A 23,629-nucleotide genomic window follows, 5' to 3' on the forward strand; every position below is an offset into this window, starting at 1 on the left:
GGGCCGCGCGGAACGAAGCGAGGCCACCAGCACCTTATCGAGTGCTGGTGGCCCCTCGCTCACCGGGGGGTGAGCATCTGGTGGTGGTTGGTCATGCGGCGATCCGTCATCTCAGACCGACATCGCGCGGTCGGTCGCCTTCACCGGCGCCGGCAGGATCGTCGAGCCCTCGAGGTACTCGTCGACCTTCGCCGCCGCGGCACGGCCCTCGGCGATCGCCCAGACGATCAGGGACTGCCCGCGGCCGGCGTCACCGGCGACGAACACGCCCGCCTCGTTCGTCGTGTAGTCGGCGCGGCGGTCGAGCGCACCGGACACCGTCGTCGGCAGACCGAGCTGCGGCTCGATCGTGTCGGATTCCGGACCCGTGAAGCCCATCGCGACGAGGACGAGGTCTGCGGGGATCTCACGCTCGGAGCCGGCCTTCGGCACGCGACGGCCGTCGAGGTACTCGGTCTCGGCGACCCGGAGCGCACGGACCTCGCCGGCCTCGTTCGCCAGGAACTCGACGGTCGAGGCGAGGAAGTGCCGCTCGCCGCCCTCTTCGTGGGCGCTCGTGACCTCGAAGACGGTCGGGAACATCGGCCACGGCTGCTCGGACGGACGCTCCAGCGGCGGCTGCTTGCCGATCGCCAGGTTCGTCACGCTCAGGGCGCCCTGCCGGTGCGCGGTACCGATGCAGTCCGCACCGGTGTCACCGCCGCCGATCACGACGACGTGCTTGCCCTCGGCGGTCAGCTGGTTGTCGACCCGGGTGCCGGCGTTCGCCTTGTTCTGCTGGACCAGGTAGTCCATCGCGAAGTGCACGCCCTCGAGGTCGCGCCCCGGGATCGGCAGGTCGCGCGGCACCGTGGCGCCGGTGGCGACGACGACCGCGTCGTAGCGCGACTTCAGGTCGTCCCAGGTGATGTCGCGGCCGATCTCGACGCCCGCACGGAAGCGGGTGCCCTCGGCCTGCATCTGGGACAGGCGCGCGTCGATCTGGCGCTTCTCCATCTTGAAGTCCGGGATCCCGTAGCGGAGCAGCCCACCGATGCGGTCGTCTCGCTCGTAGACGGCGACGGTGTGCCCGGCGCGCGTGAGCTGCTGCGCGGCGGCCAGCCCGGCGGGGCCGGAACCCACGACGGCGACGGTCTTGCCCGTCAGGCGCTCCGGCGGGTGCGGGGTGACCCAGCCGTTCTGGAACGCCTCGTCGATGATCGAGACCTCGACCTGCTTGATCGTGACGGGCGGCTGGTTGATGCCGAGCACGCACGACGACTCGCACGGAGCGGGGCACAACCGGCCCGTGAACTCCGGGAAGTTGTTCGTCGCGTGCAGTCGCTCGATCGCCTGACGGCCCTCACCGCGCCACGTCAGGTCGTTCCACTCCGGGATCAGGTTGCCGAGGGGGCAGCCCTGGTGGCAGAACGGCACGCCGCAGTCCATGCAGCGGCCAGCCTGGCGCTTGAGGGCCCCCGACTCCTGCTGCTCGTAGACCTCTTTCCAGTCCATGAGCCGGACGGGCACGGGGCGCCGTGCCGGCAGTTCGCGTTCCTGGACCTTGAGGAATCCCTTGGGGTCAGCCACCGGTCACCTCCATGATTCGATTCCACACGACGTCGCCGTCGGGGTCGAGCCCCTCGTCGACGGCGCGCTGACGGGTCTCGAGCACCGCCGCGTAGTCACGCGGCAGCACCTTGACGAAGTCGCTCAGGTCGCCGGCCGCGAGCAGGTCGGACGCGAGCGTCGAACCGGTCTCCTCGGCGTGCCGGGTGAGCAGGTCGGTGACGATCTCGACGTCGGCGCTGTCGAGCGCCTCGAGTCGGAGTTCACCGGTCGCGAGGGCGTCGGTGTTGACGTGCTCCTCGCGCAGACCACGGACGTACGCGGTGCCGCCGGACATGCCGGCCCCGAGGTTCCGACCGGTCTCGCCCAGGATGAGCGCGAGCCCGCCCGTCATGTACTCGAGTGCGTGGTCGCCCACGCCCTCGACCACCGCGGTCGCCCCCGAGTTGCGCACCAGGAAGCGCTCGCCCACGATGCCGCGGATGAACATGCTGCCCTGGGTCGCGCCGTACCCGATCACGTTGCCGGCGATGACGTTCTCCGCCGGGTCGAAGCCCGAACCGGCGTCCGGCCGCACGATGATCTCGCCACCGGACAGGCCCTTGCCGACGTAGTCGTTGCTGTCGCCGATGAGGCGCAGGGTGATGCCGGCGGGCATGAACGCGCCGAGCGACTGCCCGGCGGAACCGCGCAGCGTGACGTCGATCGAGCCGCTGGGCAACCCGTGCTCGCCGTGCCGTTTGGTGACCTCGTGGCCGAGCATCGTGCCGACCGCGCGTTCGGTGTTGCGGATGGGCAGGTCGAGCGCGATCGAGCCGCCGTGGTCGAGCACGTCGGCGGTCTGCTGGATCAGCCCCACGTCGAAGTGCTGCTCGAGCTCGTGGTCCTGCTCGCGCTGGTGGCGACGCGGCTCGGCGTCCTCGAAGTGCGGTCCTGCGAGGACCGGTGCGAGGTCGAGCCCTGATGCCTTCCAGTGCTCGAGGGCACGGTCGACGTCGAGGGCGTCGGACCGGCCGATCGCCTCGTCGAGGGTGCGGAAGCCGAGCTCGGCGAGGAGCTCGCGCACTTCCTGCGCGATGAACTCGAAGAAGTTCACGACGAACTCGGGCTTGCCGGAGAAGCGCTTGCGGAGCTCGGGGTTCTGCGTCGCGACCCCCACCGGACACGTGTCGAGGTGGCACACGCGCATCAGGATGCAGCCCTCGACGACGAGCGGAGCGGTGGCGAAGCCGTACTCCTCGGCGCCGAGCAGAGCTGCCACGACGACGTCGCGCCCGGTCTTCATCTGACCGTCGACCTGCACGACGACGCGGTCGCGCATGCCGTTCAGCATGAGCGTCTGCTGGGTCTCGGCCAGGCCGATCTCCCACGGGGTGCCGGCGTGCTTGAGCGAGTTGAGCGGGGACGCACCCGTGCCACCGTCGTGTCCGGACACGAGCACGACGTCGGCAAGGGCCTTCGTCACGCCGGCCGCGACCGCGCCGATGCCGGACTGGCTCACCAGCTTCACGTGGACGCGGGCGGCCGGGTTGGCGCGCTTCACGTCGAAGATCAGCTGCTTGAGGTCCTCGATCGAGTAGATGTCGTGGTGCGGCGGCGGCGAGATGAGGCCGACGCCGGCGGTGGCGTGCCGGGTGCGGGCGACCCACGGGTACACCTTCTGCGGGGGCAGCTGGCCGCCCTCGCCGGGCTTCGCACCCTGCGCCATCTTCAGCTGGATGTCGGTGGCGTGGGTGAGGTACATGCTCGTCACGCCGAACCGCCCGGAGGCGACCTGCTTGATCGCGCTGCGGCGCTCGGGGTCGAGCAGCCGGTCGACGTCCTCGCCGCCCTCGCCCGTGTTCGAGCGGCCACCGAGGCGGTTCATCGCGATCGCGAGCGTCTCGTGGGCTTCCTTCGAGATGGAGCCGTACGACATCGCGCCCGTGTTGAAGCGCTTGACGATCGACTCGATCGACTCGACCTCGTCGAGCGCGACGGGCTTACGGACCCCGTGCTTGAAGCGGAACAGCCCACGGAGCGTCATGAGCTCCTCGGACTGGTCGTCCACGGCGCTCGAGTACTCACGGAAGATGTCGTACCGGCGGGCACGGGTGGCGTGCTGCAGCCGGAAGACGGTGTCCGGGTTGAACAGGTGCGGGGGGCCTTCGCGACGCCACTGGTACTCGCCGCCGGTCTGCAGCCGCTCGTGCGACAGGACCGCGCCGTCCTGCGGGTACGCCTGGGCGTGCCGCTCGGCGTTCTCCTTCGCGATGACGTCGATGTCGACCCCGCCGAGGATCGACGACGTGCCGGTGAAGTACTTGTCGACGAACTCCTGGCTGAGCCCCACGGCTTCGAACGCCTGGGCGCCGGCGTAGCTCGACACCGTCGAGATGCCCATCTTCGACATGATCTTCAGGACGCCCTTGCCGAGCGCCTTGATCACGTTCTTGACGGCCTGTTCCGGGGTGATCCCGGTGATCATGCCGGCACGGACCAGGTTCTCGCAGGTCTCCATCGCGAGGTACGGGTTGATCGCCGACGCGCCGTACCCGATGAGGGACGCCACGTGGTGGACCTCGCGCACGTCGCCGGCCTCGACGATCAGGCCGACCTTCATGCGCTGCTCGGTGCGGATCAGGTGGTGGTGCACGGCGGCGAGCAGCAACAGGCTCGGCACGGGCGCCTGCTCGGCGTTGCCGTCGCGGTCCGACAGCACGATGAACTGCTTGCCCGACTCGATCGCGGCGTCGACCTCGTCGCACACGGCGGCGATGCGCTTCTGCATCGCCTTCTTGCCGGCGTCGACGCGGTACAGGCCCTTGATCGTGACCGTCAGGTGCCGCCCCGACTCCGTCTCGAAGTGCTGCACCTTGGCGAGCTGGTCGTTGTCGATCACCGGGAAGTCGAGCGTGATCTGCTTCGCGTGCTCGGGACCGGCCGACAGCAGGTTCCGCTCCGGACCGAGGCCCATGCCCATCGAGGTGATGACCTGCTCGCGGATCGAGTCGAGCGGCGGGTTCGTCACCTGGGCGAACTGCTGGGTGAAGTAGTCGAACAGCAGCCGTGGTCGCTGCGAGAGCACCGCGATCGGGGTGTCGGACCCCATCGCACCGAGTGGCTCCGCGCCCACCTGCGCCATCGGGCGGAGCAGGATGCGGACTTCTTCCTCGGTGTAGCCGAACGCACGCTGGCGGCGGGTGACCGACGCCGGGGTGTGCACGATGTGCTCGCGGTCGGGCAGGTCGTTCAGGTTGATGCGACCCTCGTCGAGCCATTCGCCCCACGGGCCGGAGGACGCCAGGCCCTGCTTGACCTCGTCGTCCTCGATGATGCGGCCAGCCTCGGTGTCCACCAGGAACATCCGGCCGGGGCGCAGACGGCCCTTGCGGACGACCTTCGCGGCGGGCACGTCGATGACACCGGTCTCGGACCCCATGACGATGAGCCCGTCGTCGGTGACGAGGAAGCGCCCGGGACGCAGCCCGTTGCGGTCGAGGGTCGCGCCGACGAGCGAGCCGTCGGTGAAGGTGATGGCGGCCGGACCGTCCCACGGCTCCATGAGCATCGAGTGGTACTCGTAGAACGCCCGCAGCTCCGGGTCCATCCCGACCTGGTTCTCCCAGGCTTCCGGCACCATCATCGACACCGCGTGCGGCAGCGTCCGGCCGGTCAGGGTCAGGAGCTCGAGGACCTCGTCGAACGACGACGAGTCGCTCGCACCGGGGCTGACGATCGGCAGCAGCGGCGCGACGTCGCCGAGCAGTTCGCTCTCGAGCTGCGACTGGCGTGCGCGCATCCAGTTGCGGTTGCCGCGCACCGTGTTGATCTCACCGTTGTGCGCGATCGTCCGGAAGGGCTGCGCGAGCGGCCACGACGGGAACGTGTTGGTCGAGTAACGCGAGTGCACGATCGCGAGCTTGGACGCGAAGCGCTCGTCGCTGAGGTCCGGGTAGAACGGCTCGAGCTGCAGCGTCGTGACCATGCCCTTGTAGACCATGGTGCGGCTCGACAGCGACATGAAGTACAGGTCGTTCGCGTGCTCGGCGCGCTTGCGCAGCCGGTAGGTCTGGCGGTCCAGGGCGATGCCGCTCCAGGAGGCGCCGTGCACGTCGTGGCGCACCGAGGCGACGAACAGCTGCTCGAACGCCGGCATCGCCGCACGTGCCAGGGTGCCGAGCACCTCGGGGCGCACCGGGACCTCGCGCCAGCCGAGGACCTTCAGGCCCTCTTCGCGCGCCAGTCGTTCGACGGCGCCCTTGACGGCGTGCCGGTCGCCCTCGTCGGTCGGCAGGTAGGCCGTGCCGACCGCGTACTCCCCCGCCGCCGGCAGGTCGAACGGCACCACGGCGCGCAGGAACTCGTCCGGCACCTGGCACAGGATGCCCGCGCCGTCGCCCGTACCGGCGTCCGAACCGACGGCACCGCGGTGCTCGAGGTTGCGGAGGGCGCCGAGTGCAGCGTCGACGATGTCGTGGCCGGGCGTCCCGCGCAGCGTCGCGACCATCGCGAGACCGCAGGCGTCCTTCTCGTTCGCCGGGTCGTACATGCCGGTGGCGTCGGGGACCGCCGAGAACCGACGGTGCGGCGGCACGAGGGACTTCGGTGCCGAGGGCTGGAGTGGCTGGAGCGCCATGGGGGAACCGTCCTCACGAGGAAGTGGAACAGGGACAGCGGTGGCCCGGTGGTGCGTTCCGCCCAGACGGGCGGGACTGGTGCCCGTGCCCCGCTTGTGGCGGGGAGGAGTGCTCCTAGGCGCGGTCAGTGGGAGTCGTGACCGCTCCGGAGCCCTGGGCGACGAGGCGTTCGTCGTCGTCCTCGTGCTCCGAGAAGGTGTCGTCGGAGTCTACATCGGACTTCGGACGCGGCTCGCGACCGGGCAGGTACGGGCTCGGTTCCTTGCCGGTGTGCCGACGGGTCTGCACGATGAAGATGACGATCCCGAGCAGGATGGCCGCGAACGACATCCAGACGTTGGTGCGGATGCCCGCGAAGGTCTCGCTGGTGTCGACGCGGATCGACTCGAGGAAGGACCGGCCGACGCCGTACCAGATCAGGTACAGGGCGAGGACCTTGCCCCACTGGAGCGTGAACTTGCGGTCGAGCAGCAGGATGACGACGACGCCCAGGACGTTCCAGATGATCTCGTAGAGGAACGTCGGGTGGAACAGCGTGCCCTCGGGCAGGCCCTTCGGGAACGCCGCGTTCGTCGACTCGATCTGCAGGCCCCACGGCAGGCTGGTCGGCATGCCGAAGAGCTCGTGGTTGAAGTAGTTGCCGAGCCGACCGAATGCCTGCGCGAGCAGCACCCCGGGCACGACGGCGTCGATGAACGACGTGAACCGCAGGCCGACCTGGCGGCAGCCGATCCAGGCACCGACGGACCCGAGGATCAGGGCGCCGAAGATGGCGAGCCCGCCCTCCCAGATGTACAGGAAGGACAGCGGGTCGATGCCGGGGCCGAAGTAGTCCGACACGTGCGTGAACACGTGGAAGAGCCGCCCGCCGATGATGCCGGCAGGCACCGCCCAGATCGCGATGTCGATGATGATCCAGCGCTCGACGCCGCGCGCGTTGAGGCGGCGGTTCGCGAGCAGGACCGCGGCGACGATCCCGAGCAGGATGCAGATCGCGTACGCGTGGATGCGGAAGTCGAGCGGCAGCGACCAACCGAACACGTCGCGCAGCCAGGCGGTCAGGTCGAAGTACTGCCAGGCGGTGCTCGGGCTCGGGATGCTCAGGAGGGGCATGGAGGAACGGTCGCCTTTCGGAACTGACGGGGCGCGGTGTCGACGTGTCGTCGGCCCCGCTCACTGTAGCGCGGGTCGTGGGCCCGCCAGGAACTGGACTAGGAGCGGCGGGCGCCGGTGGTGAGGTCGGCCGCGCGGTCGGCGACCCCCTGCACCCCGAGGTCGGCCAGTGCGCGGACGAACGCCGAGCCGACGATCGCGCCGTCGGCGTACTCCAGGACCTCGGCGACCTGCTCGGCCGTCGAGATGCCGAGGCCCACGCAGGTGCGCGCGACGCCGGCGTCACGGAGCCGCGACACCACGGTGCGTGCAGCGACGTCGACGCCGGCCCGTGCTCCGGTGACGCCCATCGTCGAGACGGCGTAGACGAACCCGCGGCTCGCCTGCACCGCCTGCTGCATCCGGGAGTCGGACGAGGACGGTGCCGCGAGGAACACGCGGTCCAGGCCGGTCCGCTCCGACGAGGCCATCCACTCGGCGGCTTCGTCCGGGATCAGGTCGGGCGTGATGAGCCCGGCGGCACCGGCGGCGACGAGGTCGTCGGCGAAGCGGTCCACGCCGTAGCGGAGGACCGGGTTCCAGTACGTCATCACGAGCACCGGCACGTCGGCGCGCTCGGTGATCTGGTGCACGGCGTCGAAGACCTGCGCGACCCGGAAGCCGTTCGCCAGGCTCTCCTCGGCCGCACGCTGGATGACCGGGCCGTCCATGACGGGGTCGGAGTACGGCAGGCCGAGCTCGATGACGTCCACGCCGTTCTCGGCGAGGGCGACGGCAGCGTCGACGCTGGTCTGCACGTCGGGGTACCCGGCGGGCAGGTAGCCGACGACGGCCCCGGCACGCTCCGCGTTGGCGGTGTCGATAGTCGTGGCGACGGTCTGGTTCGTGGTCACAGCTGCACCGCGTTCTCGTCGAGGATGCCGAAGTAGCGACTGGCGGACGCCACGTCCTTGTCGCCACGGCCGGACAGGTTCACGAGCACGACGCCCTCGGGGCCGAGCTCCTTGCCGAGCTTCATCGCACCCGCGAGCGCGTGCGCCGACTCGATCGCCGGGATGATGCCCTCGGTCTGGCTGAGCAGCCGGAACGCCTCCATCGCCTCGGTGTCGGTGATCGGCGCGTACTGTGCGCGACCGATCGACGCCAGGTAGGCGTGCTCCGGACCGACGCTCGGGTAGTCGAGCCCGGCGGAGATGCTGTGGCTCTCGATGGTCTGGCCGTCCTCGTCCTGCATGAGGTAGGACTTCGCGCCCTGCAGGACGCCTTCGCGACCGAGCGTGATGCTCGCGGCGTGCCGACCGGTCTCGACGCCGTCGCCACCGGCTTCGAAACCGTGCAGCGCGACGGACTCGTCGTCGAGGAACGCCTCGAAGATGCCCATCGCGTTCGAGCCACCACCGACGCACGCGGCGACGGCGTCGGGGAGACGCCCGACGCGGTCGAGGACCTGCTGGCGGGCCTCTTCGCCGATCACCTTGTGGAACTCGCGCACCATCTCGGGGAACGGGTGCGGGCCGGCGACCGTGCCGAGCAGGTAGTGGGTCGAGTCCACGTTCGCCACCCAGTCGCGGAGTGCCTCGTTGATGGCGTCCTTCAGCGTGCGCGACCCGGTCTCGACCGGGATCACCTCGGCGCCGAGCAGGCGCATCCGGGCGACGTTGAGCGCCTGCCGCTCGGTGTCGACGGCACCCATGTACACGACGCAGTCCATGCCGAACAGCGCCGCAGCGGTCGCCGTGGCCACACCGTGCTGGCCGGCACCGGTCTCCGCGATGAGGCGGGTCTTCCCGAGCCGACGGGCCACGAGCGCCTGACCGAGCACGTTGTTGATCTTGTGCGACCCGGTGTGGTTCAGGTCCTCGCGCTTCAGGATCACGCGGGCACCGCCGGCGTGCTTCGCGAACCGCGGCACCTCGGTGATGATCGACGGACGACCGGTGTAGTCGCGCTGGAGCTCGTCGAGCTCGGCACGGAAGGCCGGGTCAGCCCAGGCCGTGCGGAAGGCTGCCTCGAGCTCGTCGAGCGCCAGGACGAGCGACTCGGGGACGAAGCGTCCGCCGAAGTCACCGAAGTACGGGCCGTGCAGGTCGCGGAGTGAGGTCACGATGGGTCTTCCCGGGACGTGTCCGACGCGACCGGCGGTGCCGGTGGTCGGACGGGTGGAACGTTCAGCCGCGGTCGGCGGCCTCGATGAACGACGCGAGGGTGGTGGCGGGGTCGGCACCCGTGACGAGGGCTTCCCCGACCAGGACGACGTCGGCACCCGCTGCGCGGTAGTGGGCGACGTCGGCGGGACCGGCGACGGCGGACTCGGCGACGCGCACGACCCCGTCGGGGATGCGGTCGGCGAGCGACCCGAAGAGGTCGCGGTCGAGCGAGAAGTCGGTGAGGTCGCGCGCGTTGACGCCGAGGATCCGCGCACCGGCGTCGAGGCCACGGGAGACCTCGTCGGCGGAGTGCGCCTCGACCAGCACGCGCATGCCGAGCTCTTCGGCCAGCGTGTGGAGCTCGACCAGCTGCTGCTGCTCGAGCGCGGCCACGATGAGCAGCACGACGTCGGCTCCGGCGGCCCGGGCCTCGACGACCTGGTACGGGTCGGCGATGAAGTCCTTGCGCAGCACGGGGATGCCCACGCGGGCCTTGACGGCTTCGAGGTCGGCGAGACTGCCGAGGAACTTGCGTCCCTCGGTCAGGACACTGATCGTCGACGCGCCACCGCGCTCGTAGTCGGCTGCGAGTGCGGCCGGGTCCTCGATGGGGGCCATCGAGCCACGGGACGGGCTGGCGCGCTTGACCTCGGCGAGGATCTTCACCCGGTCGCCCGGGGCGAGGAACGCGAGGGCGTCGAGCGGCGACGCCACCCGGTCGAGGTCGCGTTCGACGTCCGAGTACGGGCGGTCGACGCGACGGGCGGCGGCGTCCTCGAGCGCGCCCGCGACGAGGGTCTCGAGCACGTTCGGCATGCGAGTCCTACTCGGCGTGGTGCTTGGCGACGTACTTCGGGCCGTTCACGCCGTAGCCGGCCTTGGCCATGACCGCGCCGATTACCAGACCGATGACGACGACGGCAGCGGAGACCCAGACGCCCCACGGCTGGTCGAACCAGAAGAACAGCGTGCCTGCCGCGAATCCGATCAGCATGATCACGACGGCGGTCCAGGCGGCCGGCGAGTGGCCTTCGCCGAGTTCTGCGGGCTCAGTGTTGCTCACGGTGCTCCTCGTTCTGCTCCGGCGTCGTCGGTCGACCGACGCCCATCCGATCCTACCGTGCCGTCGGTCGGGTCGACCCCAGCACTGAGGTCGTCCCAGTCCACGACGGCGTCGCGCACGACCGGGGCTGCGGCGCGGGCGTCGGCGGCGGCTCCCGCGGTCGCCGCGCCGTACTTCCGGCTCGGACCGGGCCACGCACGCTGCACCACGATGACGACGACACCGAGCAGGACGGCCAGGACCCCACCGGCGATGCCGACGGCCGGCCAGAGCGACACGTCGACGCCGGACACGACGCGGCGCACGGCGGTCAGGTCGCTGACCCCGGCCACCGCGCCGACGGCACCCTTCGCCGCGGCGACCGGGTCACCGAGTGCGGTGATGCCGCTGACCACGACGCCGAGTCCGAGCAGGATCTCGACGCACGCGAGCACGATGCGCAGCACCCGGCCGGCGATGGTCATCGCGAGGAACAGGGCCAGGCTCGCGATCGCCAGGGCGGTGTACTGCGGCACGACCGCGGCCCCGTCGGCGTCGACCGTCGAGGTGACTGCCGCACCGGCGTGCAGGTCCACCGTGAACCAGGTCTGCGTCCACGCGAGCATGATGATGCCGGCGACGAGCAGTCCGGCGACGACGACGATCGGGCGCGAGCGCTTCACGAGCGCACCTCGCGCATCCGGTTCGCCGTGGCCACGGCCCGCAGGGGTGCCGCCGCCTTGTTGATGGTCTCCTCGTGCTCGGTGGCCGGGTCGGAGTCCGCCACCAGGCCGGCACCGGCCTGCACCCGTGCCACGCCGTCCTTGATCAGGGCGGTGCGGATCGCGATCGCGATGTCCGCGTCACCGGCGAAGTCGAAGTAGCCGACGACACCGGCGTAGGCACCGCGCTTCGCCGGCTCGAGCTCGTCGATGATCTCCAGCGCGCGGGGCTTCGGCGCACCGGACAGGGTGCCGGCCGGGAACGTCGCCCGGAACACGTCGATGGCGGACATCCCCGGACGCACCGCACCCTCGACGCTCGACACCAGGTGCATGATGTGACTGAAGCGCTCGACCGTCATGAACTCGGTGACCGCGACGGTACCGGGCTCGCAGACCTTCTGCAGGTCGTTGCGGGCCAGGTCGACGAGCATCAGGTGCTCGGCGCGTTCCTTCGGGTCGTCGAGCAGGTCGTCGCCGAAGCGGACGTCCTCTTCCGGGGTCGCACCACGTGGACGCGACCCGGCGATCGGGTGCGTGATGGCGCGGCCGGACTGCACCTTCACCAGGGCCTCCGGCGAGGCGCCGACGATCCAGTACCGCTCGTCGGCGGTGTCCGCCAGGGCCAGGAAGTACATGTACGGACTCGGGTTCAACGTCCGGAGGACCCGGTACACGTCGAGCGGGTCGGCGGTCACCTCGTGGTCGAAGCGCTGCGAGATCACGACCTGGAACACGTCGCCGTCGCGGATGAACTCCTTCGAGCGCTCCACCGCGGCCATGTACTCGTCCGGCGTGGAACGGTGCGTCGGCGTCGGCTCGGCGATCTCGAACGCCTCGGCGACGGTCGCGACGCTCGGCTGGACGAGGTCGGCCTGCAGGCGGTCCAGGCGGCGCTGCGCGTCGGACCAGAGCGTGTCGGCGTCGTCGGTACCGTCGTTCAGCACGCTCGCGACGAGCAGGACGAGCCCTGTGCGGTGGTCGAGCGCGACCAGCTCGGAGACGAAGGACAGCGCCTGTCCGGGCACGTCGAAGTCGGCCGGCGGCACGTTCGGCAGGTGCTCGAGCTGGCGCACGGCCTCCCACCCGATGAACCCGACCGTCCCGCCGACGAGCGGCGGGGAGCCGGGCACCCGCGGGGTGGCCCAGCGCTCGTGCAGGCGCGCCAGGACCTCGAGCGGTTCGCCGTCGAGCGAGCCGACCGCACGTTCGGCGTCGATGCCGGTGTCGATCCAGGCGGCGCGGTCGCCCTCCTGCGTGAGGACGCCGAAGCTGCGCACACCGACGAACGACCAGCGCGACCAGAGGCCGCCCTGGCCCGCGGACTCCAGCAGGAACGACCCGGGCCGGCCGTCGGCGAGCTTCCGGTAGACACCCACCGGCGTCTCGCTGTCGGCGTAGAGCGCGCGCACCACCGGCACGACGCGGTGGTCGCGCAGCAGGGCGTCGAACTCCGGCCGGGAGGTCGTGTGCGGCGCATCGGAGATCGTCGCGGTCGTCATCGGGTCGCCTCCACTGCCGTGTCGGCCGGGGCAGACATGGTCGCGTCCGTCGGCGCCGACGCCGCTGTGCCGGTCGGGGCTGACGCCGTCGTGGGCGCGAGCGGATCGACGTCGAAGCAGCGGTGCGCCCCGGTGTGGCACGCGGCCCCGACCTGCTGCACGGTGACGAGCAGGGTGTCGGCGTCGCAGTCGAACGCCGCGTCGCGCACGTACTGCGCGTGCCCCGACGTGTCGCCCTTCCGCCAGTACTCGTTCCGCGACCGCGACCAGAAGGTCACGCGCCCCTCGGTGAGGGTGCGGCGGAGCGCTTCCCGGTCCATGTACCCGAGCATGAGGACGTCCTTCGACGACTCCTCTTGCACGATGGCGGGGAGCAGCCCGTCCGCACCGAAACGTGCGCGGTCGAGGACCGCGTCGGTGTCGGTGCTGGTGCTGTCGGTCATGAGACTCCTAGCCTACGGCGGCGGATCAGCGGGCGGCGGCGGTTCAGCGGACGGCGTGGCCGGTCGCGCGCAGCGCGGCCTTGACGTCGCCCACCGTCATCTCGCCACGGTGGAAGACGGACGCGGCGAGGAGGGCATCCGCACCCGCGTCGACGGCGGGGGCGAAGTGGTCGACCCGACCCGCGCCTCCCGAAGCGATGACCGGGACCCGCGCGACCGACCGCACCGCGGCGACGAGCTCGAGGTCGAACCCGTTCTTCGTGCCGTCCGCGTCGATGGAGTTGACGAGCAGCTCCCCCGCACCCCGCTCGACGGCGTCGCGCGCCCAGGCGATCGCGTCGATGTCGGTCTCGGTGCGGCCGCCGTGCGTGGTGACCACGAAGCCGGACGCAGTCCGGTCGGAGCGCTTGACGTCGAGCGACAGCACGACGGCCTGCGCACCGAACCGGTCGGCGATCTCGCCGACGAGGTCGGGCCGGGCGATCGCTGCGCTGTTCACGCCGATCTTGTCCGCGCCGCACTGCTGCAGGCGGGACACGTCGTCGACGGAACGGACGCCGCCACCGACCGTGAGCGGGATGAACACCTGCTCGGCGGTGCGGGTGACCGTGTCGTACATCGTGGCGCGGTTCTCGACCGTGGCACCGACGTCGAGGAAGGTCAGCTCGTCGGCGCCCTGCTCGTAGTAGCGCGCGGCGAGCTCGACCGGGTCACCGGCGTCCTGCAGATCGAGGAAGTTCACGCCCTTGACGACCCGGCCGCCCTTGACGTCGAGGCACGGGATGACGCGGACGGCCACGCCGCCCGGCGCCGTGGCTGCCGCGGTCACAGCCGGGCCGCGTGGATCGGGCTGACGAGGATGGCGCGGGCACCGAGGTCGTACAGGGCGTCCATGATGAGGTTCGCGTCGTCGCGCGGGATCATCACGCGCACCGCGGACCAGTCGCGGCCGTGCAGCGGCGAGACCGTCGGCGACTCGATGCCGGACGCGACGGCCGTCGCCTGCTCGAGCAGCGCGGTGGGGATGTCGTAGTCGAGCATGACGTAGCCGCGGGCGACGAGCACGCCCTGCAGCCGACGGCGGAGCACGTCGATGCCCGGGATCGTCTCGTCGGTCGACACCAGTAGCGCGGTCGACTCGAGGATGACCGGACCGAAGATCTCGAGGCCGGCCTGCCGCAGCGTGCTGCCCGTCGACACCACGTCGGCCACGGCGTCGGCGACACCGAGACGCACCGCGCTCTCGACGGCCCCGTCGAGCTTGACGAGCGTCGCCGTCACCCCGTGGCGGGCGAGGAAGTCGCCGACCAGGCCCGGGTAGCTCGTGGCGACGCGGACGCCGTCGAGGTCCTGCAGGGTGCTGTACCGGCCCGGCGTGCCGGCGAACCGGAAGGTGGAGTCGGCGAAGCCGAGCGCGTCGACCTCGTGCGCCTCGGAACCGGAGTCGAGCAGCAGGTCACGGCCGGTGATGCCGACGTCGAGTGCGCCGGAGCCGACGTAGGTCGCGATGTCCCGCGGGCGGAGGAAGAAGAACTCGACGCCGTTGCGCTCGTCGAGCAGGTGCAGCGCCTTCGGGTCGCGGCGACCGGCGTACCCGGCCTCGCGCAGCATGTCGGACGCGGTCTCGGACAGGGAGCCCTTGTTGGGCACGGCGATGCGGAGCATCAGGGGGTCTGCTTTCTGGTCGGGGTCGTGGCGGATCGAGGTCGGTGCGCGGGCGGTGCCCGAGCGCGTCCTACAGATGTCGCCAGATGTCCGCCGGGGACAGCCCCTTCGCGACCATGAGGACCTGCAGGTGGTACACGAGCTGCGAGATCTCCTCCGAGGTGCGCTCGTCGCCCTCGTACTCGGCCGCCATCCAGACCTCGGCCGCTTCTTCCACGATCTTCTTGCCGATCTGGTGCACGCCGGCGTCCAGTTCGGCGACGGTGCCGGAGCCCTCGGGGCGCGTGCGCGCCTTCTCGGTGAGCTCCTGGAACAGGTCGTCGAACGTCTTCACGCGGTCCAGGCTACCGGTCTCCACCGACGCTGCCGACGTACCGTCCGGACGGGTCGCGCTCATGCCCGCGCCCGCGCGGCCGCTTCGCGCAGGTCCGTGATCCGCGCGGCGGGCTCACCGCCGTACACGGCCGACCCGGCGACGAGCGTGTCGGCGCCGCTGCGCACGGCCTCGGGGACGGTGTCCACCGAGATGCCGCCGTCGACCTCGAGCCACACGTCGAGCCCCGAGGCGTCGACCGCCGCACGGGCGTCGGCGAGCTTCGGCATCACGGACGGCATGAACGACTGCCCGCCGAAGCCGGGCTCGACGGTCATCAGCAGGATCATGTCGTAGGCGTCGAGGTGGTGCAGCACCTGCGTGATCGAGGTGCCGGGCTTCACCGCGACGGCGGCACGGGCCCCGTTCGAGCGGATCGCAGCGGCCGTGGCCACGGGGTCGTCCGCGGCCTCGAAGTGGAACGTCACGCTCGACGCACCGGTCTCGGCGTACTTCGGTGCGTTGACGTCGGCGTCGGTGATCATGAGGTGGACGTCGAGCGGCACCGGGGACACCTGCTGCAGGCGCTCGACGATCGGCAGCCCGAGCGTCAGGTTCGGCACGAAGTGGTTGTCCATCACGTCGACGTGCACCAGGTCGGCGCTCTCGATGCGGTGGAGTTCACGCTCGAGGTTCGCGAAGTCGGCGGACAGGATGCTCGGCGAGATGCGGATCGTCACCGGGCAAGCCTACCGGCGCGTGCGCGACGCCCCACTCGACGGCCTCAGCCGACGCGACGGAACAACGCGATGAACATCGCGTCCGTGCCGACCCGGTGCGGCCAGAGCTGCGCCGTGTTGCCGTCCGCGATCTCCGGGTCGCGCGCGGCGACCCCGCGCACGATCGTCGCGGTGTCGAGCTGCTCGAGGACTCCCCCGTGCCGCCCCATCAGCGCGTCGACCTGCCCGCGCGTCTCGGCCAGGTGCGGCGAACACGTGACGTACGCGAGCGTCCCACCCGGTGCGAGCACCCGGACCGCGGCGTCGAGCAGCTCGGTCTGCAGGGCCGCGAGCTCCTGGACGTCCTCGGGGGTCTTCCGCCAGCGTGCTTCCGGACGCCGACGCAGGGCGCCGAGGCCGGTGCACGGCGCGTCGAGCAGGATGCGGTCGAAGGTCATCCCGGTGCCGTCGCGGCCGTAGCGCCTGGCGTCGCCCTCGACGACGCGGACGTGGTCGCCGAACACCCCGAGGGCGTTCCGCACGAGTCCGGCACGTGCCGGCACGAGCTCGTTCGCGACGAGGGTCGCGCCACCCTGCTGCGCCTCGGCGGCGAGCAGCGCGGCCTTGCCACCGGGGCCGGCGCACATGTCGAGCCAGCGCTCGCCCGCGCGGACCGCGGACGACCGGCTCAGCGCGAGGGCGGCGAGCTGCGAGCCCTCGTCCTGCACGCGCAGGCGCCCGGCAGCGACGCCCGGCACGCGCGCGGGGTCACCGGAGATGCCGCGGATCCCGACGGGCGAGACCGGCAGGGCGTCGGCGGCCGGCACGGGGTCGGCGGTCCGGACGGGAGGCACGGTGCCGGTCGCGCCGTCGGCCTCCGGTTCGTCGTCGGCGGGCACCAGGGTCGCCGGCACGTCCGCCGCGCCGGTCGCGTCGGCGAACGCGGCATCGGCGTCTGCGTCTTCGTCGAGCACCGTGCGCGTGGTCGCGGTGGCGATGTCCTCGTCGGTGGCGAGCCCGGGCAGCGCCGCGAGCTGCACCCGGGGCGCGGCGTTGTCGGCGGCGAGCAGGGCGGCGAGCTCGTCGCGGGAGCGTTCGGCGGCGAGGGCGTCGCGCAGTGCCGAGACGACCCAGACCGGGTGCGACCACCGCGTGGCGAGCAGGGCGTCGCCACCACGGCCCTCGGTGATCTGCGCGTCCCACTCGTCGTCGGTGCGCGCGGCGATCTTGCGCATCACGGCGTTCACGAAGCCGGTGGCACGGCGGGCACCGACCTCGCGGGCGAGCTCGACCGTGGCGTCGACCGCGGCGTGCGTCGGGGTGCGCATGGCGAGCAGCTGGTGGGCGCCGAGCCGCATCACGTCGAGGACGTCGGCCTCGATGTTCTCCGGCCGACGACCCGACGCCAGCGCGATGATGACGTCGTAGCGACCGAGCATCCGGATCGAGCCGTAGGTGAGCTCGGTGGCGAACGCGGCGTCGCGCGCGGTGAGGCCGGCACGACGGATGCGTGTCGGCAGCAGCAGGTTCGCGTACGCGTCGTCGACCTGCACGGCGCGGAGCACGTCGAACGCGACACGACGGGCGTTCGCGGGACGGGGACCGCGGCGGGCGCCCCGGGTGTTCGTCGGCTGGCTCATGCGAGGACCTTCCCGTCCAGTTCGCCCAGGCCACGGGCCCAGGCTGCGGCGTCCATCGCCTTCTTGCCGGCCGGCTGCACCTCGAGCAGTGCCAGCGGAGTGTCACCGGTCCCGACCAGCAGCCGACCGCCGTGGAGTGCCAGCGCACCGGGCGCGAGCTGCGGGGCGGGGTCCGCGGGGCCTCCTGTCAGGCGGTTGCTGCGGAGCAGCTTCACGCGGGTCTCGCCGAGGTGGGCGTACGCGCCGGGCTCGGGGGTGACCCCGCGCAGACGGGCGTGCACGACCGCCGCCGGAGCACCGAAGTCGATGCGCCCGTCGTCGATGGTCGTCTTCGGCGCGAGCGTCGGCTCGCCGGTCTGCTCGGTCGCGACGGCCGTGCCGGCGGCGATGGCGTCGACCACCCGGGCGACGGTCTCGGCGCCGGACTCCGCCATGGCGGCGAGGACCTCGCCGGCGGTGGCCTCCGGGTCGATCTCGAACGGGTCAGCTGCGAACACCGGGCCGGCGTCGAGCGCCTCGACGAGCTGGAAGACCGACGCGGCGGTGCGGGTGTCCCCCGCCATCACGGCCCGCTGGACCGGCGCCGCGCCGCGGTACGCCGGCAGGTCGGAGAAGTGCAGGTTCACCCAGCCGAGGCGCGGGGCGTCGAGCGCGGGACGGCGGAGCAACGCGCCGTAGGCGACGATGACACCGAGGTCGACGTCGAGGTCGGCGATGCGCGCGGTGACGTCGTCGTCGACGCGGCTGGCCTCGATGACGGGCAGCCCGAGCTCCGCGGCGACCTGCGCGACCGGTGTCGGCGTCAGGACGCGCTTCCGGCCCTGCGGTGTCGGCGGACGCGTGAGGACCGCGGCGATCTCGTGGTCGGACGCCGCCAGGCGGCGGAGGGTGGGGACGGCCGCAGCGGGGCTGCCGGCGACGACGAGACGCATGGGTTCGATCCTCCCACGCGCGCGCTCGGTGGACTGACCCGAACCGGGCCCGCGCCGGGTGGGTACGGTCTGCGGGACAGCACGAGAGGGGTTCCCATGTCCGACGTCACCACGTCCACCGACCGCTTCGCAGGGTCCAGCATCCAGAAGGTCGCGCTGCTCGTCGGCGTCGTGTTCCTGCTCGTCGGCATCGCCGGGTTCGTACCCGGGCTGACGTCCGGCTCGCTCGCGGGTGCCGGCCACGGGTCGATGGCGATGCTGCTCGGGGTCTTCCAGGTGTCGGTGCTGCACAACGTCGTGCACCTGCTGTTCGGGGTCGTCGGGGTCCTCGCGGCGGGGTACGCCACCGGGTCGCGGATGTACCTGGTGCTCGGCGGGGTCGTCTACTTCGTGCTCTGGGTCTACGGGCTGTTCACCGCCGGGCACTCGTTCGGCGCGAACTTCGTGCCGCTGAACTGGGCGGACAACTGGCTGCACCTCGTGCTCGCGGTCGGGATGGTCGCGCTCGGCGTGGTGTTCCCGCGCGTCGGTGGGCGGGCCGTGCGCGCCTGACGCTGCTGCGCCGCGGACTCGTTTCGCGACGAACCACTCGTTGATCGACGCGTGGATCGTCGGAAGGTGCACACGCATCGGGTGCGTGCGCATCGGCCGACAGAACACGAGGTGATCGACGCGTGGAACGTCGCAAGGTGCGAACGCACACGGCCCGGGAGGCGCGGCGCAACTCCGCCACGGAGGCCCCGCCCCGACGGCCGGTGCGGCTCAGACCTCGCTGAAGGGTTCCGCGTCGTCGAGCCGGACCCGCAGCGTCGGTGCCGCCCGACGCCGGTTGCCGCCCTTCAGCACCCGCCGGGTCGACGACCGCCGGATGACCTCGGCCTTCAGGGTCGCCGCGACCTCGGCACCGTGGGCGTACGGGAACCGCACGATCGCTCGGACCGTGCCCGGCAGGGCGTCGTCCTCGACGGGGACCGGGCCGAGCACCGGGCCCGCGGTCGCCCCCTCGAGGGCCTCGACCGCAGCGGTCACGGCCTCGTCGGTGCCGGTCATCGTCGCCACGCGGACCGCCGGCGGGAAGTGCAGCTCACGCCGGTCGGTGAGTTCGTCGTGCGCGGGACCGTCGAGCCGCCAGAGCGCCATCGCCGTCGCGAGCTTGCCGCCGATGCCGACCAGGTACGCCTCGGCCCCGGGAGCACCCTTCGCCGCGGCGTTCGTCCAGAAGCGGAGCACGTCCTCCTGCACGCGCAGTCCTTCGCGCGCGAGCATCTTCTCGCCGTCGAGCAACAGCACGCACGCGTAGCCTCCGGGCACGCTCGGCTCGGCGCCACGGGTCGCGACGACGACGGAGGGCCTCGCGGGCACCTCGTCGAGCGGGCGTGAGCCGTCGGCCACCACGATCCGGGTGCCGGGGAACGCCCGCCCGAGTTCGTCGGCGGTGCGTTGAGCGCCCTGTCCCACGGGCTTCACGGTGCCGTTGCCGCACGTCGGGCAGCGGAACCCCACGGCGAGGGCACCGCAGAACCGGCACTGCGGCGTGGCACCGCGGTGCGGACTGCCGAGCGGACCGCCGCAGATCCGGCAGTGCGCCCGCTCACCGCACTCCGCGCAGACGAGCCCGGTGCCGAACCCGGGGCTCGCGACCTGCACGAGCACCGGGCCGTGCTGGCTGGCCTCGCGCGCGGCACGCCAGGCGGAGCTCGGGATGCGCGCCTGTGCGGCGTACCCCTCGGCCGAGGTCTGCTGCACGGTGGGGATGACCTTCGGGGTCTTCACCCGGAACGGCGTGACGTCCTGCAGCCAGTGCAGTTCGACGAGCCGCTGCACGTCGGTGCTGCGGGCGTGCGAGACGAACAGCAGTGCGGCACCCGACTGCGCAGCCCGCACGAGGGCGACGTCACGCGTGTGCACGTACGGCGCGCGCTGCTCGATGAACGAGGCGTCGCCGTCGTCCCACATCGCGATGAGCCCGAGGTCGGTCGCCGGTGCGTACACCGCCGTGCGGTTGCCGATCGCGACGACGGGGTGCGTCCGCGCCTGCAGCAGTGCCTTGGCCCGCTGCCCGTTCGTCTGCTTGGCGTCGAAGCGCACGACCCGTTCCGGCGGCAGCACCGCGAGCAGGGCGCGCTCGAGGTCGATGACGTCGCGGAAGTCGGGGACGGCGATGACGGCGGACTGCTCGCTCGCCAGCGTGTGGGCGGCGGCCTGGGCGAGGGTTGCCGCCCAGCCGGGCACCCAGATCGGATCGGAGTCGCCCTCGTTGCTGGTGGGCCCGGCCAGCGCCACGGGGTGGGGAACGGCGGCGACCGCAGCGCGATCGTGCTCGGCGATCACGCCTTCGAGCATGCCCGGGGTGTAGCCGGTCACCGGCGGTGCGGACACCGGGGGCGGGGACCACGAGGTGTCCCGCGCGAGCCAGGCCTTCTCGGCGCGGACCTGGCGGGTCGGCACGGCCAGGCGGAGGACGTCGGACGCCACACCGGCGGCACGGTCGGCCACGGCGCGGGCGAGCTTCCAGATCTCCGGCGCCAGGACCGGGACGGGTGACACCAGGGTCTCGATCGCGCTGAGCTCACCCGGGTAGTCGCCCTCGTCGACGATCTCGACGACGTAGCCGTCGGACATCCGGGCCCCGGTGCGGAGCGGGACCTTCACGCGGACGCCCGGCACGCAGTCGTCCTCGAGCTCGGCCGGCACCCGGTAGTCGAACAGACGGTCCAACTGCGGGAGCGGCGAGTCGAGGACGACGCGCGCGACGGTGGTCACGCGGTGCCTCAGACGGCGGCGGTGACGAGCCCTGCGGCGGCGCGGAGTTCCTCGACGCGGTCGAGCTGCTCCCAGGTGAACCCGGGGAGCTCGCGGCCGAAGTGTCCGTACGTCGCGGTCTGCGCGTAGATCGGACGGAGCAGGTCGAGGTCGCGGATGATCGCGGCCGGACGCAGGTCGAACACCTGGCGGATCGCGGCTTCGATCGTGGCGTCGTCGACGTGTCCGGTGCCGAAGGTCTCGACGTAGAGCCCGACGGGCTTCGCACGGCCGATCGCGTAGGCGACCTGCACCTCGAGCCGGTCGGCGAGGCCCGCGGCGACCGCGTTCTTCGCGACCCAGCGCAGCGCGTACGCCGCCGAGCGGTCGACCTTCGACGGGTCCTTGCCGCTGAACGCGCCGCCGCCGTGACGGGAGGCCCCGCCGTAGGTGTCGACGATGACCTTGCGGCCGGTGAGCCCGGCGTCGCCCTGGGGGCCACCGATCTCGAAGCGACCCGTCGGGTTGACGATGACGTCGACGTGCGAGGAGTCGAGGTCGACGAGGTCGAGCACCGGACGGATCACGTGCTCGGTGATCTCGGCGGTGAGCTGCTCCAGCGTGACGCTCGGCGAGTGCTGCGTCGACAGGACGACGGTCTCGACGGTCTTCGGCACGACGCCGTCGTAGCCGACGGTGACTTGCGTCTTGCCGTCCGGGCGCAGGAACGCCAGCTCGCCGGACTTGCGCACGGCGGCCAGACGCTCGGCCAGGCGGTGCGCCAGCCAGATCGCGACCGGCATGTACTCGGGGGTCTCGTTCGTCGCGAAGCCGAACATGATGCCCTGGTCGCCGGCACCCTGGCGGTCGAGCGGGTCGACCGCGCCCGTGCGGGAGTCGAGCGACTCGTCGACGCCCTGCGCGATGTCCGGCGACTGCGCACCGATCGACACCTCGACGCCGCACGTGGCGCCGTCGAAGGAGACGTCCGACGAGTTGTAGCCGATGCCCGTGATGACGTCACGGACGAGCTTGGGGATCTCGACGTAGCCCGAGGTCGTGACCTCACCGGCGACGTGCACGAGGCCGGTCGTCACCATCGTCTCGACGGCGACCCGAGCGTGCGGGTCCACCGTGAGCAGTGCGTCGAGGATGCTGTCCGAGATCTGGTCGCAGATCTTGTCGGGGTGCCCCTCGGTCACCGACTCGGACGTGAAGAGGCGCAGAGCAGCTGCAGTCACCGGGATCAGTCGGAGGGCTGCTGCTGCTTGGTGACGGTGAGCTTGTCCTCGTTGATCTCGTGGAGAGCCACGGACAGCGGCTTGTCGTCGATCGTCGAGTCGACGAGCGGGCCGACGTTGTCGAAGAGCGAGCCCTCGTGCAGGTCGGCGTAGTAGTCGTTGATCTGACGCGCGCGCTTGGAAGCGAAGATGACGAGCGCGTACTTCGACTCGACCTTGCTGAGCAGGTCGTCGATGGGCGGGTCGATGATGCCCTGGGGGTTGGCCATGGAGTCTCCTCGTCGTCGGTGCACCCGTCAGGGCGCAGAGAACAAGTCTACGACCTGTCGTGCCGCGGTGCCGACATCGGAGTTCACGATGCGGACGTCGAACTCGTCCTGGGCGGCCAGTTCGACCTTCGCGGTGTCGAGTCGACGCGCCTGTTCCTCGGGCGACTCGGTGCCGCGGCCGATGAGTCGACGCACCAGTTCTTCCCACGTCGGGGGCAGCAGGAACACGAGCACGGCCTCGGGCATGGCGTCACGGACCTGGCGAGCACCCTGCAGGTCGATCTCGAGCATGACCCGCTCGCCGGCGTCGAGCGCTCGGTCGATCGGCGGCCGCGGGGTGCCGTACCGGTACGAGTTGTGCACCGTGGCCCACTCGAGCAGTTCGCGCTCGCGGATCATCCGGTCGAACTCGGCGTCGTCGACGAAGTAGTAGTGCACGCCGTCGGCCTCGCCCGGGCGGGGCTTCCGGGTCGTGGCGGAGACGCTGAGGTTCACGTCCGGGTACTGCTCGCGGATGTACGCGCTCACCGTTCCCTTGCCGACGGCGGTCGGCCCGGCGAGGACGACGAGCTTCGAGGCACCGCGCTTGCGACCGCGCGCGGCGAGCCAGTCGGCCAGGGCCGTGCGCTGCCGGGTGCCGAGGCCCCCGAGGCGCTTCGACGGCGCGATGCGCAGCGTGCCCATGATCGACTCGGCACGCGCCGGACCGATGCCGGACAGGCTGACGAGCAGGTCGCGCACCCGGAGCGAGCGCTCCGCCGAGGTCGTGTCGACGAGGGCGTCGTCCCATGCCGATCGAGCGACCTCGAGTGCCGAGCGCTCCCCCGACGCGACCTGGGACTTCACCGCGGCCCGGGCGCGTCGCGCGGCGACCGCTGCCTGGGCCGCCGCGACGCGGTCGACCTCCGGTGGCGTGCGGTGGGCCGGCAGTTCGGTGCCGTCGGTGCGGTCGCCGTCGGTGCGGTCACCGTC

At 71.6% G+C, this 23,629-nt stretch carries 21 protein-coding genes; 1 reads left to right on the forward strand and 20 read right to left on the reverse strand.

The window, feature by feature from the left end:
* Positions 1-111: 111 nt before the first annotated feature.
* From EDF48_RS09455 to EDF48_RS09530, 16 genes are all read right to left on the reverse strand, one after another.
* On the reverse strand, positions 112-1,569 hold the full coding sequence (locus EDF48_RS09455) for a glutamate synthase subunit beta (RefSeq protein ID WP_131846522.1): 1,458 nt from the start codon (positions 1,567-1,569) through the stop codon (positions 112-114).
* The gene (gene gltB / locus EDF48_RS09460) at positions 1,562-6,079 is read right to left on the reverse strand and encodes a glutamate synthase large subunit (RefSeq protein WP_131879878.1); all 4,518 of its coding nucleotides are present in this window, start codon (positions 6,077-6,079) and stop codon (positions 1,562-1,564) included. The genes EDF48_RS09455 and gltB overlap by 8 nt, the downstream gene beginning before the upstream one ends.
* Before the next feature lie 202 nt (positions 6,080-6,281).
* Complete coding sequence (gene lgt / locus EDF48_RS09465) at positions 6,282-7,280, reverse strand: prolipoprotein diacylglyceryl transferase (RefSeq protein WP_123294331.1); 999 nt, start codon at positions 7,278-7,280, stop codon at positions 6,282-6,284.
* Positions 7,281-7,378: 98 nt separating this feature from the next.
* Positions 7,379-8,173: a tryptophan synthase subunit alpha gene (gene trpA, locus EDF48_RS09470; protein ID WP_123294330.1), complete on the reverse strand. Its 795-nt coding sequence runs from the start codon at positions 8,171-8,173 to the stop codon at positions 7,379-7,381.
* Positions 8,170-9,384: a tryptophan synthase subunit beta gene (trpB, locus tag EDF48_RS09475; RefSeq protein ID WP_123294329.1), complete on the reverse strand. Its 1,215-nt coding sequence runs from the start codon at positions 9,382-9,384 to the stop codon at positions 8,170-8,172. The genes trpA and trpB overlap by 4 nt, the downstream gene beginning before the upstream one ends.
* Before the next feature lie 64 nt (positions 9,385-9,448).
* Positions 9,449-10,234: an indole-3-glycerol phosphate synthase TrpC gene (gene trpC, locus EDF48_RS09480; RefSeq protein WP_123294446.1), complete on the reverse strand. Its 786-nt coding sequence runs from the start codon at positions 10,232-10,234 to the stop codon at positions 9,449-9,451.
* 16 nt (positions 10,235-10,250) lie between these two features.
* On the reverse strand, positions 10,251-10,490 hold the full coding sequence (locus tag EDF48_RS19095; RefSeq protein ID WP_159571188.1) for an HGxxPAAW family protein: 240 nt from the start codon (positions 10,488-10,490) through the stop codon (positions 10,251-10,253).
* Positions 10,487-11,152 carry a Trp biosynthesis-associated membrane protein gene (locus tag EDF48_RS09490; protein ID WP_123339700.1) on the reverse strand — a complete coding sequence of 222 codons (666 nt, stop codon included), beginning with the start codon at positions 11,150-11,152 and terminating at the stop codon, positions 10,487-10,489. Before EDF48_RS09490 ends, EDF48_RS19095 begins: the two co-directional genes overlap by 4 nt.
* Complete coding sequence (locus tag EDF48_RS09495) at positions 11,149-12,693, reverse strand: anthranilate synthase component I (RefSeq protein ID WP_131879620.1); 1,545 nt, start codon at positions 12,691-12,693, stop codon at positions 11,149-11,151. The genes EDF48_RS09490 and EDF48_RS09495 overlap by 4 nt, the downstream gene beginning before the upstream one ends.
* A complete protein-coding gene (gene hisI / locus EDF48_RS09500; RefSeq protein WP_131879622.1) occupies positions 12,690-13,136 on the reverse strand; it encodes a phosphoribosyl-AMP cyclohydrolase in 447 nt (148 codons plus the stop codon). Before hisI ends, EDF48_RS09495 begins: the two co-directional genes overlap by 4 nt.
* 43 nt (positions 13,137-13,179) lie before the next feature.
* Positions 13,180-13,965 (reverse strand): imidazole glycerol phosphate synthase subunit HisF, encoded by a 786-nt coding sequence (hisF, locus tag EDF48_RS09505; RefSeq protein ID WP_243692450.1) that lies wholly within the window; start codon positions 13,963-13,965, stop codon positions 13,180-13,182.
* Positions 13,962-14,801, reverse strand: a complete 840-nt coding sequence (gene hisG / locus EDF48_RS09510; RefSeq protein WP_111083926.1) for an ATP phosphoribosyltransferase — start codon at positions 14,799-14,801, stop codon at positions 13,962-13,964. The genes hisF and hisG overlap by 4 nt, the downstream gene beginning before the upstream one ends.
* Before the next feature lie 70 nt (positions 14,802-14,871).
* A complete protein-coding gene (locus EDF48_RS09515) occupies positions 14,872-15,135 on the reverse strand; it encodes a phosphoribosyl-ATP diphosphatase (RefSeq protein ID WP_111084162.1) in 264 nt (87 codons plus the stop codon).
* Positions 15,136-15,194: 59 nt separating this feature from the next.
* Positions 15,195-15,854 (reverse strand): ribulose-phosphate 3-epimerase, encoded by a 660-nt coding sequence (gene rpe, locus EDF48_RS09520; RefSeq protein ID WP_131879624.1) that lies wholly within the window; start codon positions 15,852-15,854, stop codon positions 15,195-15,197.
* Positions 15,855-15,898: 44 nt separating this feature from the next.
* Positions 15,899-17,473: a transcription antitermination factor NusB gene (locus tag EDF48_RS09525; RefSeq protein ID WP_243698080.1), complete on the reverse strand. Its 1,575-nt coding sequence runs from the start codon at positions 17,471-17,473 to the stop codon at positions 15,899-15,901.
* Complete coding sequence (locus EDF48_RS09530; RefSeq protein ID WP_131879626.1) at positions 17,470-18,405, reverse strand: methionyl-tRNA formyltransferase; 936 nt, start codon at positions 18,403-18,405, stop codon at positions 17,470-17,472. The genes EDF48_RS09525 and EDF48_RS09530 overlap by 4 nt, the downstream gene beginning before the upstream one ends.
* A gap of 96 nt (positions 18,406-18,501) precedes the next feature.
* Here EDF48_RS09530 and EDF48_RS09535 point away from each other — a divergent pair, with 96 nt between their 5' ends.
* Entirely contained in the window at positions 18,502-18,957 is a 456-nt protein-coding gene (locus tag EDF48_RS09535; RefSeq protein ID WP_123339707.1) for a DUF4383 domain-containing protein, read from the forward strand.
* Positions 18,958-19,167: 210 nt separating this feature from the next.
* On the opposite strand, the gene EDF48_RS09540 is transcribed toward EDF48_RS09535, so the two are convergent.
* From EDF48_RS09540 to gmk, 4 genes are read right to left on the reverse strand one after another with little or no spacing between them, the layout of a single operon-like run.
* Positions 19,168-21,168: a primosomal protein N' gene (locus EDF48_RS09540; RefSeq protein WP_131879628.1), complete on the reverse strand. Its 2,001-nt coding sequence runs from the start codon at positions 21,166-21,168 to the stop codon at positions 19,168-19,170.
* Positions 21,169-21,176: 8 nt separating this feature from the next.
* Positions 21,177-22,388 (reverse strand): methionine adenosyltransferase, encoded by a 1,212-nt coding sequence (metK, locus tag EDF48_RS09545; RefSeq protein WP_111083919.1) that lies wholly within the window; start codon positions 22,386-22,388, stop codon positions 21,177-21,179.
* A gap of 5 nt (positions 22,389-22,393) precedes the next feature.
* A complete protein-coding gene (gene rpoZ, locus EDF48_RS09550; RefSeq protein WP_114849971.1) occupies positions 22,394-22,657 on the reverse strand; it encodes a DNA-directed RNA polymerase subunit omega in 264 nt (87 codons plus the stop codon).
* A gap of 27 nt (positions 22,658-22,684) precedes the next feature.
* Positions 22,685-23,587 carry a guanylate kinase gene (gene gmk, locus EDF48_RS09555; RefSeq protein ID WP_131879882.1) on the reverse strand — a complete coding sequence of 301 codons (903 nt, stop codon included), beginning with the start codon at positions 23,585-23,587 and terminating at the stop codon, positions 22,685-22,687.
* Positions 23,588-23,629 lie beyond the last annotated feature (42 nt).

It is taken from the genome of Curtobacterium sp. PhB191 (assembly GCF_004346515.1).
Lineage (GTDB): Bacteria > Actinomycetota > Actinomycetes > Actinomycetales > Microbacteriaceae > Curtobacterium.